This is a genomic window from Microbacterium jepli (assembly GCF_047237905.1).
Classification (GTDB): domain Bacteria; phylum Actinomycetota; class Actinomycetes; order Actinomycetales; family Microbacteriaceae; genus Microbacterium.
The window spans coordinates 339,215-354,268 of sequence record NZ_JBDFLW010000003.1; the positions used below are offsets into that span (position 1 = coordinate 339,215).

Genomic DNA, 15,054 nt, shown 5'->3' on the forward strand with positions numbered 1-15,054 from the left:
ATCGTCCTCAGGTCGCGTCGACGGGCTGGGCGGCGGGGGTGAGGGTGAGCCGGCGGCCGCGCACCCCGAACAGTCGTCGCCAGGCCGACTCTGCCCGGGGTAGGCCCGCCCGTGTGTTCAGCACGTTCTCGATGTTGGTCTGGATGATCGTCCAGATCGTGGTGAGCGCCAAGTAGTAGAGCGCGACGACGATGTAGACCTCGAAGGTCTTGAACGTCGCGGAGCTCATCGTGGAGCCGATCTGGAACATCTCCGCCACGCCGATCACCGACAGCACCGACGTCGACTTCATCAGCCCGTTGAACGAGTTGCCCAGCGGCGGGATCATCACACGGATGGCCTGGGGGACGATGATCTCCCGCATCGACCTGCCAGGGGTCATGCCGAGCGAGAGTGCTGCCTCATTCTGGCCACGATCGACGGATTCGAGCCCCGACCGCACGATCTCGGCGATGTAGGCGCTCTCGTTCAGGGTGAGTCCGACGATCGCCGCTTGCACCGCCCCCTTGATGAGGACGCCCACGATGTCCTGGTCCTCGAACCGGAACACGTTCGCCGCCGCGAAGCCCGTGTAGATGATGACGAGCTGTACGAGCAGCGGAGTGCCGCGGATGATCCAGATGTAGAGGGCGGCGAAGGCGCGCAGCGGCGCAATTCGGCTCCGGCCCATCAGGGCGATGAGCAGGCCGACGACGAGCGCCAGCGCCATGGCGACGACCGAGATGATCACCGTGAGCGCCAGCCCGCTCAGGAAGCGCGGCGATGGAGTCAGCAGACTCGCCCAGAAGTACGACCAGTCGAAGTTCATGAGTCTCCCGGAGATGGCGGAGCGGATGCCACGTCAGGACGACGCGTTGGCGATGTTCAGGGCGTCGAAGCCGAACTTGTCGAGGATGCTCTGGTACGTGCCGTCGTCGACGATGGCCTGGAAGGCGGTCTGCAGGGCGTCGTGGAGGGCCGTGTTGTCCTTGAGCGAGGCGGCGCCGATCTTGATCTCACCGACCGGCTTGCCGACCACCTTGATCTGCCCGTCCGACTGACTCTGGAAGAAGCCGACCGACTCAGCAGTGTCCATGTAGAGGTCGGCCTGCCCGGCGATGACCTGCTGAAGGCTCTCGGTGGCCTTATCGGTGAGGGTGATGTTGATGGGCTTCTTCCCCTCGGAGACACAGGTCGCCGATTGCTCATCGAGCAGCGTCGCGCCGGTGGCGCCGGTGATGCCGATGGCGCTCGCACCGCAGAGGGAGTCGTCGTAACCGGTGATGCCGGCCGGGTTGTCCTTCGAAACGGCGATGCCCGAGCCGGAGAGGAGGTAGGGGACGAAGCTGGCGATCTCCTCGCGCTCCGGCTTGATGTAGAGCGAGGAGATGATCGTGTCGCACTGCTTGGCCTGGAGGGCCGGGATGAGTCCGGAGAAGGCGTACTCGTTGTACTTCGGAGTCAGATTCATCTGCTTCGCCATCGCGGCGGCGATGTCGGCCTCCACGCCGATGGGCGTGCCGTCGGCATCGGCGTAGATGTTCGGCGGCGAGTCGAGGTTGGCGCAGATGGTCAGGGTGCCGTCGGCGACGAGGTCGAGTCCGCTGTCGGCGGCTCCCGACGACGACCCGGATCCTGCGCCGCCGGCGCATCCGGCGAGACAGAGGACGGCGGCGACGGCTCCGGCGGCGATGGCGTGACGGTGCGGGAAGGACATGAGCGACTCCTCGGGCGGGGATGGGTAATCGGTTGCACTTTGACAGATTGTTCGACCAACAGTCAATATGATGATTGTGTCGGTTCTGTTACAGCCGACAGTGGGCGATATCGTCCGCTCTCGACGATCGAAAGGGCAGACTGCGTAATGGAGTGGTCCTCGCTGCAACCGACCCCGATCCTCTCGCTCCCCGATCGCGTTTCCCTGAAGCTGGAACGGCTCATCCTGGAAGGCGACGTCAAGCCCGGCGACCGCCTGCCCACGGAGGTGGAGCTGGCGAGCCAGCTCGGAGTGTCCCGAGGATCCGTGCGCCAGGCCTTGCAGGAGCTGGTCATGCGTGGACTGATCGACCGCAAGCCCGGACGCGGCACGATCGTGCTCGATCCGTCGGTGCCGCGCGGTCACGCCGGCACCGGCATGGCGGAGTTGCTCGGCTCAGTCGCACATGGCGCGGCTGAGCTCTCGCGGATCATGGAGCTGCGCGCCGTGCTCGAGCCCCCCATCGCCGCGCTGGCGGCGGTGCGCGTCACCGACCGCGACGTCGAGCAGCTCAGAGACCTCGTCGAGAAGATGGATGCCGAGCTCGACCTGGGACGGTACGCCGAGCTGGATCGCGCCTTCCATCATGCGATCTCCGTCTATTCGCACAACCCGCTCCTCGCCCAGCTCGATGACTTCATCGCCGCCGAGATCGCGCCCAGCCGCAATCGCGGCCTGCAGAGCGAAACGCGCCGGCAGGCTTCGAGCGCGTCGCACCGCCGCATCATGGAGGCGATCGCCGCCCACGACGCGCCGCGGGCATCCGACGAGGCCCGGCAGCACGTCGAGCGGGTGCTCGAACTCCTGCTGGAGACCGGCTCGCTCGGAGAGGACGCGTCGTGAGCGTCCCCGTGCTCGGAGGAGCGGTGTCCACGTCCCATTTCCTCGCGACGGCGGCGGGAGCCGAAGCGCTCCGGCGCGGAGGCAACGCGCTCGACGCGGCGATCGCCGCTGCCGCGACCCTCTGCGTCGTGTATCCCAACAACGTGGCGCTCGGCGGAGACCTCGTCGCGCTCGTGAAGGCGCCCTCAGGTGAGGTCTCCTTCGTGAACGCGACGGGGCGCGCGCCCGCCGACGTCGACGTCGACCGGATGCGCGAGCGGTACGGGGATCGCCTGCCCGACCGCGGCATCGACACGATCACCGTGCCCGGCGGCGTGCGCGGCTGGGAGATGCTGGCCGGCCTCGGGGCGCGCCAGAGCTGGCCCGAGCTGCTCGAGTCCGCGCACCGGCACGCCGAGGACGGGCACCTCCTCGCGCCGTCGGTGGCGGCGGCGCTGGTCGGCGAGCAGGACATTCTGCGGAGCGATCCCGGGTTCCGCGAGGTCTTCTACCCCGACGGCGAGCCGCTGGCGGAGGGCGCCACCCTGCGGCAGCCCGCACTGGCCGGCACGCTCGCCGCCCTCCGCGCCGGCGGCCCTGAAGCCTTCTACGCTGGGCCGGTGGCCGACGCCTGGGTGGCGGGGCTCCGCCGCCTGGGCTCCGCGATCACGACCGCAGACGCCCGCTCCTTCCGCCCGCACCTCGATGAGCCGCTCGAGCGCCGCGTGTTCGGCCGACGCATCATCACCGGGCCGCCGAACACCCAGGGTTTCGCACTGCTGCGCAACCTCCTCGCCGCCGAGCGCGAGCACCTGCGCGCGCCGCTCGGAGCTGATGCCGGCCGATTCGCCGAGATCTTCGCCGAGACCAATCGCGTCCGCGCGTACTGGCTCGCCGATCCCGATGCGGGACTCAGCGGCGCTGAGCTTCTCGACGCAGAGGTGCCCCCGCGTGCCGACGACGAGAAGCCGGCCCACGGCGACACCGTCGGCCTCGTGGCGGTCAGCGACGACGGGTGGGCCGTGTCGCTCGTCCAGTCGGTGTACTGGTCGTTCGGCTCCGGCGTCCTCGAGCCTGTCACCGGCGTGCTGTTCCAGAACCGTGGCACGTCGTTCTCACTCGAGCAGAAGCATCCCGCCCTCCTCGCACCGGGCAGGCGCCCCCCGCACTCCCTCATGCCGGTGCTGGTCTTCGACGACGACCGCCTCGACATCGTGCCCGCGACGATGGGCGGGCAGGCGCAGGCGCAGATCCACGCGCAGCTCTTCCTGCGCCTGCGAGACGGAGCGGCGGTCGCCGAGGCGATCGAGGCTCCGCGGTTCGTGGTCGGCGCCCAGGACGACGGCGACACCCAGAACACCGTGCTCATCGAGTCCGACGTGGCGCCCGATGCGAGGGCGGCCCTCGCGCGCACGACGCTGGATCCGCGCATCGTCCCCCCGTACACCGAGTCGCTGGGGCACTCCAACGTCATCAGGGCGACTTCGGATGGGTGGGATGCCGCGAGCGACCCCCGCTCGGACGGCTCCGCCGAAATCGTCCCACCCGCCACGACGCAGGATATCCCATGACGCAGCGGGCACCGGCATCCGTCGCAGCCACCGTTCGGAGGCCGCCGTGGTGGGGCCTCCTGCTGGTGGGGCTCGTCGCCGGCTACCTCTCGGGGCTGTTCGGCGTCGGGGGAGGCATCATCGTCGTCCCGGCACTCGTGCTCCTCGGCGTCGACCAGCGCATCGCCGCCGGCAGCTCCGTCGCCGCCATCTTGCCGACGTCGATCGTCGGCGCGACCGGGTACGCCCTCACGGGCCACGTCGACTGGGTCGCCGGCGCCTCGCTCGCCGTAGGAATCATCGTCGGCGCCCAGGTCGGCAGCTTCCTGCTGTCGCGCATCCCGCGGGCGGCGCTCTTCTGGATCTTCATCGCCTTCATGGCCGTCGTCGTGGTCAGCCTGTGGCTGGTGGTGCCCGAGCGCGACGACGCGATCACCATCACCGGATGGACGATCGCCGCGCTCGTGCTCGTCGGCATGATCACGGGGGTGCTGTCGGGTCTGCTCGGCGTCGGCGGGGGCATCGTGGTCGTCCCCGCCCTCACGTTCTTCTTCGGCGCGAGCGACCTCATCGCCAAGGGCACGTCGCTGCTCATGATGATCCCAGGCTCGCTGTCGGCCACGATCGGCAACGCCCGCCGGCGCAACTTCGACTGGCGGATCGCGCTCCTCGTCGGAGCCGCGGCCTGCGTCGCCTCACCGCTGGGACTGCTGACGGCCACCGCGATCACGCCGCTGACCTCCAACATCGCCTTCTCCGCGCTCATGGTCGCCGTGGCGGTGCAGCTCATCGTGAAGCACGTGCGCACGCGCCGGCGGGCGGCCTAGCGCCATCGCTCCGGACGTTCGGCTCTGGCGTCGTCGCCATCATGGTGACACCCTCGACATAGTGAAACATCTAGTCGATGTGGTTCACTAGAGGCCGCGGCCGCTCGTTCTATGATGCGTCGGCAGAGGGGGATTTTCCTGATGACCACCGTCACCCATGCGCGCCGCAAGCGAGGATCGATCACGCGGTCGGAGATCGTGTCAGCGGCCCTCGGGCTACTGGATGCGGAGGGGGAGCCGGCCCTCACCTTCGCCCGTCTCGGAGCCGAGCTCAAGTCCTCACCCACGGCGGTCTACCGGCACTTCGCCAGCAGGGACGAGCTGCTGCAGGCGATCGCCGACCATCTCGACGGCATCTCGCTGGCGGGCTACCAGCCGACCGACGACTGGCGGGTCGATCTGGAAGACCTGGCGTGGCGGGCGTGGCATACCGCGGAGGCTCACCCGGCCGCCGCGGCCCTGACCCTCACCATCGTGGCTAACGGCATGAACGAGCTGCGCGCGGTGGAGTGGATCCTGCGGGCCCTCGCCCACGCCGGCCTCAGCGGCCGGCCCGCCGTGATCCAGTACCAGGCGTACGCGAACACGGTGCTCGGAGCGGCGTCGGCCTACGGTGCGCGTCTGGCCAGGGCAGGGTCGCGCGAGGTTGCCGACGGCTGGATCCAGGTGTACACGCCGACCGACCCCTCGCTCTACCCGCACGCGGAGGCCGCGAAGGCCGATCTGGCGCTTGTCAGCTACGACGAGGTGTTCGCCGCGCAGGTGGAGATGTACATGACGGCGCTCGAGTTCACCGTCTCCCGGCACGCGTCGGACGCGGAGCACGATCAGCCGACGGATGCTGCGGCGAAGACGGAGCCGTCCTGACCGACATCGCGTAGGCCGTCGCGACCATCGCAGCACGGCCCGGCGAAGCATCTGCCCGACGCTCGCCTGGGATCAGATCCTCGCGTCGATCGCGATCGCCATCGAGGCGGGTGAGAGGGGATCCCCCGCGAGGCGGAGCCGATCGCACTGGCCGAGGCCGACGGTACACGCCTCGTCGCAGGACACTGCACGGCGTCGTGGGCGCTACTCTTCGACGTTCGGGGCTCGCCTACCAGACATCTCGACTGACTTGAACGATCGTACAAGAAACGCGAGGATGAGGACGTGAATACGCCCCCCAGCAGACGCGGCATGGAGCGCAAGGCGCACATCCTGGATGTGGGCCTTCGCATCATCGGACGCGACGGCCTGACGAACCTCTCCCTGCGCACTCTGGCGGCGGAGGCTGAGGTGCCGCTGGGCGCCCTCGGCTACTACTTCCTCAGCAAGGAGCAGTTCATCGTGGAGGCGTTCGACGCGCATCTGGAGCGCGAGTTGCGTCGCGTCATCGGCACGGCCGCTGCCATCGACGCGGCGCGCTCGCCGCAAGACGTCACCCGCTTGCTTGCGGACTTCCTCATCGATGGTCTGCGCTCTCCTGAGAATGCGCTCGTCGCCGAGTACGAGTTCATCGTCGCCGCGAGCCGGCGGGCTGACCTGGCACAGAGGGCCGGTGCGTGGCAGCGTTCCTTCCAGGCGCTCCTCCGCAACACCCTCGGGCGCTTGGGATCCCCGGAGCCGGACGCCGATGCGCGACTCGTCATGGCCACGATGGCCGGACTCGAGATCGACAACCTCTCGCCCGCGCCGCTCGACCAGGCGCGCCTCGCCGACATTCGTCGTTCAGTCGCCCGCATGGTGACGCTGATGAGCGCTACCTGGACGACGAGTACGGACCCCGACAACGAGACGATGGAGAACCGACGGTGAGCGCAGATTCACAGAGCACGGTGGCTGGATCGCAGTGGCACATGCCTCCCGAGTGGGCGCCGCAGCGGCGGATCTGGATGGCCTGGCCCGGCGGCGGGTATGTCCTCGGCGACGACGAACGGAAGGCGGAGGAGACCCGCCGGGCGTGGTCGGCGGTGGCCAATCTCGTGTCGGAGTACCAGGAGGTCGTCATGGCCGTCGATCCCGACGCCATGAACGCCGCCCGCCGGCACCTCTCCTCCGCGGTCGCCATCGTGCCCGAACCGCTGAACGACGCATGGATGCGCGACATCGGACCGACCTTCGTGACCGGCGACGACGGCCGACTCGGCGCGGTCGCCTGGACCTTCAACGGCTGGGGCGGGCAGGACTGGGCGCAGTGGGACAAGGACGAGAAGATCGGCGTCGCCGTCGCGCGGCGGGCCGGTGCGGAAGTTGTTTCCTCGTCGATCGTCAACGAGGGCGGTGCCATCCAGGTCGACGCGCACGGGACCGTGCTCGCCACGCTCACCGTGCAGCTCGACCCGGGTCGCAACCCCGGCGCCACCACGGACGACATCGAGCAGGAGTTCGAGCGCACGCTCGGCACGAGCAAGACGGTCTGGCTCCCGAGGGGACTCTGGCGCGACGCGCAGCCGTTCGCGACGCGCGGCCACGTCGACATGATGGCCGCGTTCGCCCCCGACGGCACGCTGCTGGTGCACGATCAGCCCGACGCCGGCCACCCGGATCACGTCATCATGCGCGAGAACCGAGCCATCCTCGCTGAGGCGACGGATGCCCGCGACCGCCCCTTCGACATCGTGACGCTGCCGGCGCCTACCATCCTGCGTGACGACGAGGGCTTCGCCGACTTCAATTACATCAACCATCTCGTCATCAACGACGCGGTCATCATGCCGGTCTTCGACGACCCGATGGACGAACGGGCGGCCGCGATCCTCGCCGAGCACTACCCGGGCCGCGAGATCCGCACCGTGGAGGCGCACGCGATCTTCGCCCAGGGTGGGGGAGTGCACTGCATCACGCAGCAGGAGCCTCTCATCGACGCCACCGTCTGACACGGGCGGAACGGGGCGTCGCGGCGGGGTGTTTCCACCGCAGACGTCCCGCGTTTCGAATTAGTGAACAGTATTGACTAGATCGTCCACTATCGGGATACTCAGGGAACGCGCAACGCTGCGCACCCCCTGAGCCCAGAGAGGCCCGCGATGACCACTGCTCCCCTGCTGCGATTCAGCTTCCGTGTCGTCGCCTACGTCGCCCCCGGCATCCCCATCGAGCGTCGCGGTGGCGACACCCTGGAGTTCATCCCCATCACGGGTGGCCCGGTGTCGGGCGAGGTAGAGGGCGAGATCATCCCCGGCGGCGGCGACTGGTGCGTCACGCGCAGCGACGGCGCCTACGAGGTCGAGGCCCGCTACCTCATCCGCACGGCTGCCGGCGACATCATCGACGTCTTCAACGTCGGCGTGGTGCGCCCTGCCCCGGCCGACGTGATCGACGGCCCTGAGTACTTCCAGAGCACGCCGCGGTTCCGCACCGTCGCCCCCGACCTGCAATGGCTCACCCGGTCGGTGTTCGTCGGCCGGGCGCACTCGCACGGCGACGACACCACCGTCGACATCTACGAAGTCCTCGACTGACCGCTCCCACCCGACCTCCGAACCACAGCGAAAGGCCCGAAATGAACAAGCGACTCGGCTTCACCGCCGCCATGATCGTCGCCGCCGTCGCCCTGACCACCGTCGCCTGTGCGCCGACGACGTCCTCGACGACGACCTCCGCCACCGGCACCGTCCGCACGACGATCGACATCCCCGCGACCTTCGATCCGACTCTGTCCTCCTCCTTGCCGGACTTCCTGCTCGCGCGGACGTCGTACGACACGCTCGTGCGCCGTGACGCCGGCGGTCTGGTGCCGGGTCTGGCGACGACCTGGACGGCCACCCCGACGACGGCCACCTTCACCCTCCGCGACGATGCGACCTGCTCGGACGGCACGAAGATCACGCCGACCGTCGTGAAGAACTCGCTCGAGTACTTCGCCCGACCCGACAGCGGCTCGACGCAGGTGGTCTACACCTTCGGCCCCGGCAACGTCCCGACGGTCTCCGCCGACGACGCGGCCGGCACCGTGACGATCGACATCACCACCCCGTGGCCGTACCTGGTCGACGCCATGTCGGTGGCCAGCAGCGGGATCATCTGCCCGGCCGGCCTGGCCGACCCCCAGGGGCTGGCCGCGGGCACGGTGAAGGGCAGCGAGTCCGGCCCGTACGTGCTCAAGGCCGTCCAGCCCGGAGTGTCGTACGAGTACACGCTCCGCAGCGACTACACCGCCTGGCCGAAGTGGACGACGGCGATCTCCGGCAAGCCGGCCGCCGACCTCGTCTACAGCGTCTCGCCCGATTCCACCGCGACGGCGAACCTCATCCTCGGCGGCCAGCTCGACATCGGCAAGATCCAGGCGACGACCATGGACCGCTTCTCGGGTCAGACCGGCTACAACACGGTCGTCAACCACTTCTCCGACAGCTATCTCATCTTCAACGAGCGTCCCGGAAGCATCTTCACCGACGAGGCGACGCGCAAGGGCGTCGCTCAGGCGATCGACCGCGCCATGTTCGGCAACGTGACCTCGGCCGACACCGGCGTCGTGCTGACCTCGCTGGCCGCCCCCGAGACAGCGTGCGTGGCCGACGGGAACATCTCGATCCCCGACCAGGACGTCGAGGCCGCGAAGACCGCACTCGCCGGGAAGACCATCCGGCTCGTCGCCCCCACGATCGTCGGCCCCGCCGGCGCCGGCAACGAGTACATCGCCGAGGCCCTGCGCGCCGCCGGCGCGACGGTGGAGCTGTCGAACACCGATGTCGGCTCATGGATCACCACCGTGGTCACCAAGCCGGGCGACTGGGACGTGACCGTCTTCGCCGACCTGAACTTCCTCGGCACGCTGGCCAGCCCGTTGCTGAACCTCACGGGACCGACCATCGACACCGGCGGCACGAACTACGGCGCCGTCGAGAACAGCGATGCGGACGACGCCTTCGCGAAGGCGAACGCCGAAGACGATGACGCGACGCGCTGCGCCGGCCTAAACGACGCCGTGCAGGCTCTGGTCAGCCGTACCGACACCCTGCCGCTGCTGAACGACGCGTTCATCTACGCCACCCGTCCGGGCTTCACCGTGCAGATGCTCGGCGGCGCGCTCGACGACCCCATCTTCCGAATCGCCGAATAACGACACCACGTGGGCGGCGCCTCCGCGCCGCCCACGAAAGGACCCACCATGATCTCCCCCTCCATCTCCGCCACCGAGCTGGCACGCCTGATCCGCGCGGGCGAGCTCTCCGCCGTCGAGGTCGCTCAGCACTACCTGGATCGCCATGATCAGGCCAATCCGGCCGTGAACGCCATCGTCTGGATCGACCGGGACGACGTGCTGCGCCGCGCCGGCGAGTCGGACGAGCGCGTCCGCCGCGGCGACACGTCCCGCCCCTTCGAGGGCGTCCCCATGCCGATCAAAGACCTCGTGGGCGTCAAGGGGCAGCCGCTGAGCTTCTCGTCCATGGCGGTCGAGGAGAAGCCCGCGGAGGCCAACGAGGTCACGGTGGACTTGATCGAGGAGGCCGGCTTCGTGCTCTTCGGCCGGTCGAACAGCCCCGAGTTCGGGGCCTCCACGACCACGGAGAACGAGCGCCACGGCATCACCCGCAACCCGTGGAACCTCGATTACACCTCGGGCGGCTCATCGGGCGGTGCGTCCGCAGCCGTGGCCGCCGACATCGTCCCCATCGCCAACGCGTCGGACGGCGGCGGATCGATCCGCGTTCCCGCCGCGGCGACCGGACTCGTCGGCCTCAAGCCCAGCCGAGGCCGCATCCCGAACGACATCCGGGCGTGGGAGCACTCCACCACCGAGGGCGCCATCACCCGCACCATCGAGGACATGGCCGGGGTCATGGACTCGCTCTCACGGATCGATCCGCTCGGCTGGTACTCCGCACCGCTGCCGAACCGCCCCTACCTCGAGGAGATCCGCGCGGCGGGACCGCGCCTCCGCGTCGGACTGGTGCTGGAGCCGCCCACCGGACTCGAGGTCGACCTCGAGAACCGCGAGGCGGCGATGGTCGCCGCCCGTGCGCTCGAGGCGCTCGGCCACCACGTCGAGCCGGTGACGCCCTTCCTCTTCACCCGCGAGGCGCTGCAGGGCTTCACCAACCTCGTCATCAGCGCGTCGACCTGGGCGTCGCCGATCGAGGACCCCGACAAACTGGAGCCGTACATCCGCTACCGCTATGACAGCGCGGAGCAGTTCCACGCGGGCCAGTACGCCGAACTGGCCGCCGACCTGCAGTGGCAGACGCGGCAGGTCGCGGCCCAGTGGGGACGCGACTTCGACGTGCTCCTCACCCCCACCACCGCGGTGCCCACCCCCCGCGTGGGTCACGTGATCGGTGAGGCCAACACCGACCCGACCGGTCCGCGCCTGACGGAGGCCCGCACCGTCTCGTTCACCGCCTTCTGCAACATCTCCGGGCTGCCCGCGATCTCGCTGCCGGTGCACACCGGGTCGAACGGGATGCCACTGGGTGCTCAGATCGTCGGCGGCCCCTACGACGAGGCGACGCTGCTGCGGCTCGGCGCGGAGCTCGAGCCCGTCTTCGGGTGGCAGCACCGCCAGGCGCCGATGGTCCTCGCCGGGGTGCGGTGACATGTCGGGGGTCGATCTGTCGGTCATCGCCGACGCCGCCGGTGCGGCGCAGCCCGCGCCGCCCCGGCGCGGGCGCTTGTCCCGCAGCAGCTGGGGCAGCTTCGCGATCCGCCGCCTCGGCGGACTGCTGCTGTCGTTCTCGCTCCTCGTCGTGCTGACGTTCCTGATCGTCCCCCTCATCCCGGGCGACCCCGCCGTCGCCATCCTCGGGCCCAACGCCTCGCCGGGCGCCGTCGCGGCCCTCCGCGAGCGACTGAACCTCGACCAGCCCCTCCCGCTGCAGTTCCTGGACTATGTGAAGGGCCTCTTCACCTTCGACCTGGGCAGCAGCTTCCGGTACAACACCCCCGTGACCGCGACGATCGCGTCGAAGCTGCCGTACACGGCCACCACCGCGTTCGGCGCGATCATCGTCGTCATCCTCGTGGCGATCCCGCTGGGCATGACCATCGGCGTGCTCACCCGCGGCGGACGCCGCCCGTGGCTCGCCGTCGGCTTCGGCGCGGTCGCCGGCTTCTTCGCCTCGTTCCCCGCGTACGTCGCCGGCACGCTGCTCGTCGTCGTCTTCGCCATCTGGCTGAAGGTGCTGCCGGCCGGTGGCGCAGCATCCCAGACCGCGTACATCCTGCCGATCGCCGCCCTCGCACTGGGTCCGACGTTCGCCGTCGCGCGCGTGGTGGTGCAGGAGACCTACTCCGTGCTGCACCAGGACTACATACGCACCGCGCGCGGACGCCGGCTGAGCGCGGCGCGCCTCTACGCAGGGCACGCGCTGCCGAACCTCATGACCAGCACCCTCACCCTGACGGGTCTGATCCTGGCCAGCCTGCTCGGCGGGGCGATCGTGATCGAGACGGTGTTCAGCCTCCCCGGCCTCGGCCTCGAAGTCGTGCAGGCGATCATCTTCCGCGACTTCCCCGTGATCCAGGGCATCGTGCTCACCGTCGGCGCGATGGCGATCCTCATCAACCTGCTCATCGACATCGTCCTCGGCCTCATCGACCCCCGCACGCTCGGAGGCTCCTCCCATGTCTGAACGTCGAGCCCGGCGCGCACCCGCCGCCCTGATCGCGGGACTGGCCATGCTGCTCGTGCTGGTCGTGATCGCGATCGTCGCACCGCTGGTGTGGGGGGATGCTGCGACCACCGTCACCGCGGACACCCGCGCCGTCCCGTCATCCGCTCACCTGCTCGGCACCGACGAGCTCGGCCGCGACGTGCTCGCCCGCACCCTGGTGGCCACGCGGCTCACCCTCGTCATGGCGGGAGCGGCCACGGCCGGCTCCGTCGTGCTCGGCGTACTGATCGGCGGACTCATCTGGGTGGGCGGCCGTCGCCTGCGCGAGTGGGTGCTGCGCATCATCGACTCGACCGTGGCGTTCCCCTCGCTCATCCTCGCCCTGGTGATCGCCGCGGTGCTCGGAGCGGGCACCGTCCCCGCCATCATCGCGATCGCGATCGCGGGGGTGCCGAGCTTCGCCCGCATCACCTCGAATATGACGGGGTCCGTGGCATCCCGCGACTACGTCGGGACCGCCCGTCTGCTCGGCGTCCCGCGCCTCAGCCTCTTCTTCCGGCACCTGCTGCCGAACATCTCCGGGCCGCTGCTCGTGCTGATCGCCTCGAGCTTCGCGCTGACGTTGCTCGACATCTCCAGTCTCTCGTTCGTGGGCCTGGGCGTGCAGAGCCCCGACTTCGACTGGGGTCGCCTGCTCAACGAGGGCCTGCCCGCGGTGTACACGCAGCCGCTCCAGGTCGTCGGGCCGTCCGTGATGCTCATCTTCGCGGGCGTCGCGGCGATGCTCACCGGCGACGGACTCGCCGTCTATCTCGACCCGCGCGGCGGCCGCGCACGCGGCGTGCGGCAGGCCCGCCGCCGCCCCCGCGGCGAGTCGACGGCGCCGGAGGCGCTCGTCGAGGTGCGCGACCTCACGGTGCGCGCGCCCAGCGGCACGGTGCTCGTCGACTCCGTCTCGTTCGAGATCGGCCGCGGCGAGATCCTCGGTCTCGTCGGCGAGTCGGGCTCCGGCAAGTCGATGACAGCAATGGCGCTGGCCCGGCTGCAGGCCGACGGCGTCGACTCCGATGCGAGCGTCATGCGCCTGGGAGACCACGACCTGCTGTCGGGCCGTCAGCGCGCACGCCTGGCGCGCGAGATCGGACTCGTCTACCAGGACCCGGGATCGACATTCAATCCCGCGATCCGCATGGGCGCGCAGCTCACGGAACTCGCCCGGGTGCACCTCGGCATGTCCCGACGTCAGGCGCGCGACACCCTCATCACCGGTCTCGGCGACATGCGCATCCGCGAACCGCAGGCGGTGATGCGCCAGCATCCGTTCCAGCTCTCCGGCGGGATGCTGCAGCGGGCCACCATCGCGTCGTCGCTCGTGTCCGACCCGTTGCTGCTCATCGCCGACGAGCCGACCACGGCGCTCGATGTGACGGTGCAGGCGGAGGTGCTCCGCGCGCTGCGGCGCCTCAACGTCGAACACGGCACGGCTGTGCTGTTCATCTCGCATGATATCGGCGTGGTCGAGGCGCTGTGCGACCGCGTCCTGGTGATGAGGTCGGGCGAGATCGTCGAGCGCCTGACCGCGGAGCAGCTGCGCCGGCGCGAGGTGCAGCATCCGTACACGCGTCTCCTGCTCGATGCGACGCCCACCCTCAAGACCACCCCTCTGCCACTCGAGGAGCACGATCGTGTCTGATTCCGCAGTGCTGACCATCTCGAACCTGGACGTCGACCTCGGGCACGGTCTCAGCACGGCCCGCGTGCTGGCCGGCATGAACCTGGCGGTCCGGCGCGGCGGTGCCGTGGGCATCGTCGGCGAGTCCGGATCGGGCAAATCGACGCTCGCGAAGACCATCGTCGGCATCCATCGTGCGGCCGGCGGATCGATCGTCTTCGACGGCACCGAGCTGACGGGAGCGTCGCGGCGGACCCTCGGATCGCTGCGCCGACGCCTGCAGTACATCCCGCAGGACCCGTTCTCGTCGCTGGATCCGCGGCGGACGATCGGCCAGACCCTCGCCGAGGCCATCGACCCCGTCCACGCGCGGCTGCGCCGCCACCGTGCCGCAGTCGTGGAAGCGCTCACCTCCGTGGGTCTGGGGGAGGATGCGGTGGACCGCTTCCCGCACGAGTTCTCCGGCGGGCAGCGTCAGCGCATCGCCATCGCCCGTGCTCTCGTGGTGAAGCCCGACGTCATCATCGCGGACGAGATCACTTCCGCGCTCGACGTGTCGACCCAGGCCGAGATCCTCCGCCTGCTCGCGCGCCTGCGCGCCGAGCTCGGGCTGACGATGCTCTTCATCTCGCACAACCTCGCCGTCGTCGAGGAGCTCTGCGACGAGGTCGTGGTGCTTTTGCACGGGAAGGTCGTCGAAGCCGGCCCGACCGGGGACGTCTTCGCCGCGCCGCGCGATCCCTACACGCGCACGCTTCTCGAGTCGGTGCCCGGGGGCGCCGCCTTCGACGTGACGGCACCACTTGTGACCGCCACACTCAAGACCGTGCCCGCCCGCGGCGGCCGCGGGCGGCACTGACGCACCGCGGCCGGGCGCAGAGCGAGGGCACCGCATCCATTGATACGGTGCCCT

General features: G+C 69.6%; 14 protein-coding genes. 12 read left to right on the forward strand and 2 right to left on the reverse strand.

Annotation, left to right across the window (positions count from 1 at the left end; all coding sequences use genetic code 11):
* Positions 1-7: 7 nt before the first annotated feature.
* Together ABC304_RS02255 and ABC304_RS02260 are read right to left on the reverse strand one after the other, a co-directional pair.
* Positions 8-808 (reverse strand): amino acid ABC transporter permease, encoded by an 801-nt coding sequence (locus tag ABC304_RS02255; RefSeq protein ID WP_412928689.1) that lies wholly within the window; start codon positions 806-808, stop codon positions 8-10.
* Between the two features lie 33 nt (positions 809-841).
* Positions 842-1,696: an ABC transporter substrate-binding protein gene (locus tag ABC304_RS02260; RefSeq protein ID WP_412928690.1), complete on the reverse strand. Its 855-nt coding sequence runs from the start codon at positions 1,694-1,696 to the stop codon at positions 842-844.
* A 147-nt stretch (positions 1,697-1,843) separates the two neighbouring features.
* Here ABC304_RS02260 and ABC304_RS02265 point away from each other — a divergent pair, with 147 nt between their 5' ends.
* The 12 genes from ABC304_RS02265 to ABC304_RS02320 all read left to right on the forward strand — a co-directional run bounded on the left by ABC304_RS02265 (position 1,844) and on the right by ABC304_RS02320 (position 15,000).
* A complete protein-coding gene (locus tag ABC304_RS02265) occupies positions 1,844-2,578 on the forward strand; it encodes a FadR/GntR family transcriptional regulator (RefSeq protein WP_412928691.1) in 735 nt (244 codons plus the stop codon).
* Positions 2,575-4,128, forward strand: coding sequence for a gamma-glutamyltransferase family protein (locus ABC304_RS02270; RefSeq protein WP_412928692.1), 1,554 nt, complete (start codon positions 2,575-2,577; stop codon positions 4,126-4,128). The genes ABC304_RS02265 and ABC304_RS02270 overlap by 4 nt, the downstream gene beginning before the upstream one ends.
* Positions 4,125-4,934, forward strand: coding sequence for a sulfite exporter TauE/SafE family protein (locus ABC304_RS02275; RefSeq protein ID WP_412928693.1), 810 nt, complete (start codon positions 4,125-4,127; stop codon positions 4,932-4,934). Before ABC304_RS02270 ends, ABC304_RS02275 begins: the two co-directional genes overlap by 4 nt.
* Before the next feature lie 141 nt (positions 4,935-5,075).
* Positions 5,076-5,801 carry a TetR/AcrR family transcriptional regulator gene (locus ABC304_RS02280; protein ID WP_412928694.1) on the forward strand — a complete coding sequence of 242 codons (726 nt, stop codon included), beginning with the start codon at positions 5,076-5,078 and terminating at the stop codon, positions 5,799-5,801.
* Between the two features lie 285 nt (positions 5,802-6,086).
* On the forward strand, positions 6,087-6,731 hold the full coding sequence (locus ABC304_RS02285) for a TetR/AcrR family transcriptional regulator (protein ID WP_412928695.1): 645 nt from the start codon (positions 6,087-6,089) through the stop codon (positions 6,729-6,731).
* On the forward strand, positions 6,728-7,792 hold the full coding sequence (locus tag ABC304_RS02290; protein WP_412928696.1) for an agmatine deiminase family protein: 1,065 nt from the start codon (positions 6,728-6,730) through the stop codon (positions 7,790-7,792). The genes ABC304_RS02285 and ABC304_RS02290 overlap by 4 nt, the downstream gene beginning before the upstream one ends.
* Before the next feature lie 150 nt (positions 7,793-7,942).
* Positions 7,943-8,377 (forward strand): DUF3237 family protein, encoded by a 435-nt coding sequence (locus ABC304_RS02295; RefSeq protein ID WP_412928697.1) that lies wholly within the window; start codon positions 7,943-7,945, stop codon positions 8,375-8,377.
* 41 nt (positions 8,378-8,418) lie between these two features.
* The gene (locus ABC304_RS02300) at positions 8,419-9,978 is read left to right on the forward strand and encodes an ABC transporter substrate-binding protein (RefSeq protein ID WP_412928698.1); all 1,560 of its coding nucleotides are present in this window, start codon (positions 8,419-8,421) and stop codon (positions 9,976-9,978) included.
* A 48-nt stretch (positions 9,979-10,026) separates the two neighbouring features.
* Entirely contained in the window at positions 10,027-11,451 is a 1,425-nt protein-coding gene (locus ABC304_RS02305; protein WP_412928699.1) for an amidase, read from the forward strand.
* 1 nt (position 11,452) lies between these two features.
* A complete protein-coding gene (locus ABC304_RS02310; protein ID WP_412928700.1) occupies positions 11,453-12,487 on the forward strand; it encodes an ABC transporter permease in 1,035 nt (344 codons plus the stop codon).
* Positions 12,480-14,162, forward strand: coding sequence for a dipeptide/oligopeptide/nickel ABC transporter permease/ATP-binding protein (locus tag ABC304_RS02315; protein WP_412928701.1), 1,683 nt, complete (start codon positions 12,480-12,482; stop codon positions 14,160-14,162). Before ABC304_RS02310 ends, ABC304_RS02315 begins: the two co-directional genes overlap by 8 nt.
* Positions 14,155-15,000: an ABC transporter ATP-binding protein gene (locus ABC304_RS02320; protein ID WP_412928702.1), complete on the forward strand. Its 846-nt coding sequence runs from the start codon at positions 14,155-14,157 to the stop codon at positions 14,998-15,000. Before ABC304_RS02315 ends, ABC304_RS02320 begins: the two co-directional genes overlap by 8 nt.
* The last annotated feature ends 54 nt before the right edge of the window (positions 15,001-15,054 follow it).

Excerpts from the sequence above, each read along its gene's own strand:
- ABC304_RS02300 (WP_412928698.1), top strand. The coding sequence starts at position 8,419 with ATGAACAAGCGACTCGGCTTCACCGCCGCCATGATCGTCGCCGCCGTC.
- ABC304_RS02310 (WP_412928700.1), top strand. The coding sequence starts at position 11,453 with ATGTCGGGGGTCGATCTGTCGGTCATCGCCGACGCCGCCGGTGCGGCG.
- ABC304_RS02280 (WP_412928694.1), top strand. The coding sequence starts at position 5,076 with ATGACCACCGTCACCCATGCGCGCCGCAAGCGAGGATCGATCACGCGG.
- ABC304_RS02255 (WP_412928689.1), bottom strand. The coding sequence starts at position 808 with ATGAACTTCGACTGGTCGTACTTCTGGGCGAGTCTGCTGACTCCATCG.
- ABC304_RS02295 (WP_412928697.1), top strand. The coding sequence starts at position 7,943 with ATGACCACTGCTCCCCTGCTGCGATTCAGCTTCCGTGTCGTCGCCTAC.
- ABC304_RS02275 (WP_412928693.1), top strand. The coding sequence starts at position 4,125 with ATGACGCAGCGGGCACCGGCATCCGTCGCAGCCACCGTTCGGAGGCCG.
- ABC304_RS02315 (WP_412928701.1), top strand. The coding sequence starts at position 12,480 with ATGTCTGAACGTCGAGCCCGGCGCGCACCCGCCGCCCTGATCGCGGGA.
- ABC304_RS02265 (WP_412928691.1), top strand. The coding sequence starts at position 1,844 with ATGGAGTGGTCCTCGCTGCAACCGACCCCGATCCTCTCGCTCCCCGAT.
- ABC304_RS02260 (WP_412928690.1), bottom strand. The coding sequence starts at position 1,696 with ATGTCCTTCCCGCACCGTCACGCCATCGCCGCCGGAGCCGTCGCCGCC.
- ABC304_RS02305 (WP_412928699.1), top strand. The coding sequence starts at position 10,027 with ATGATCTCCCCCTCCATCTCCGCCACCGAGCTGGCACGCCTGATCCGC.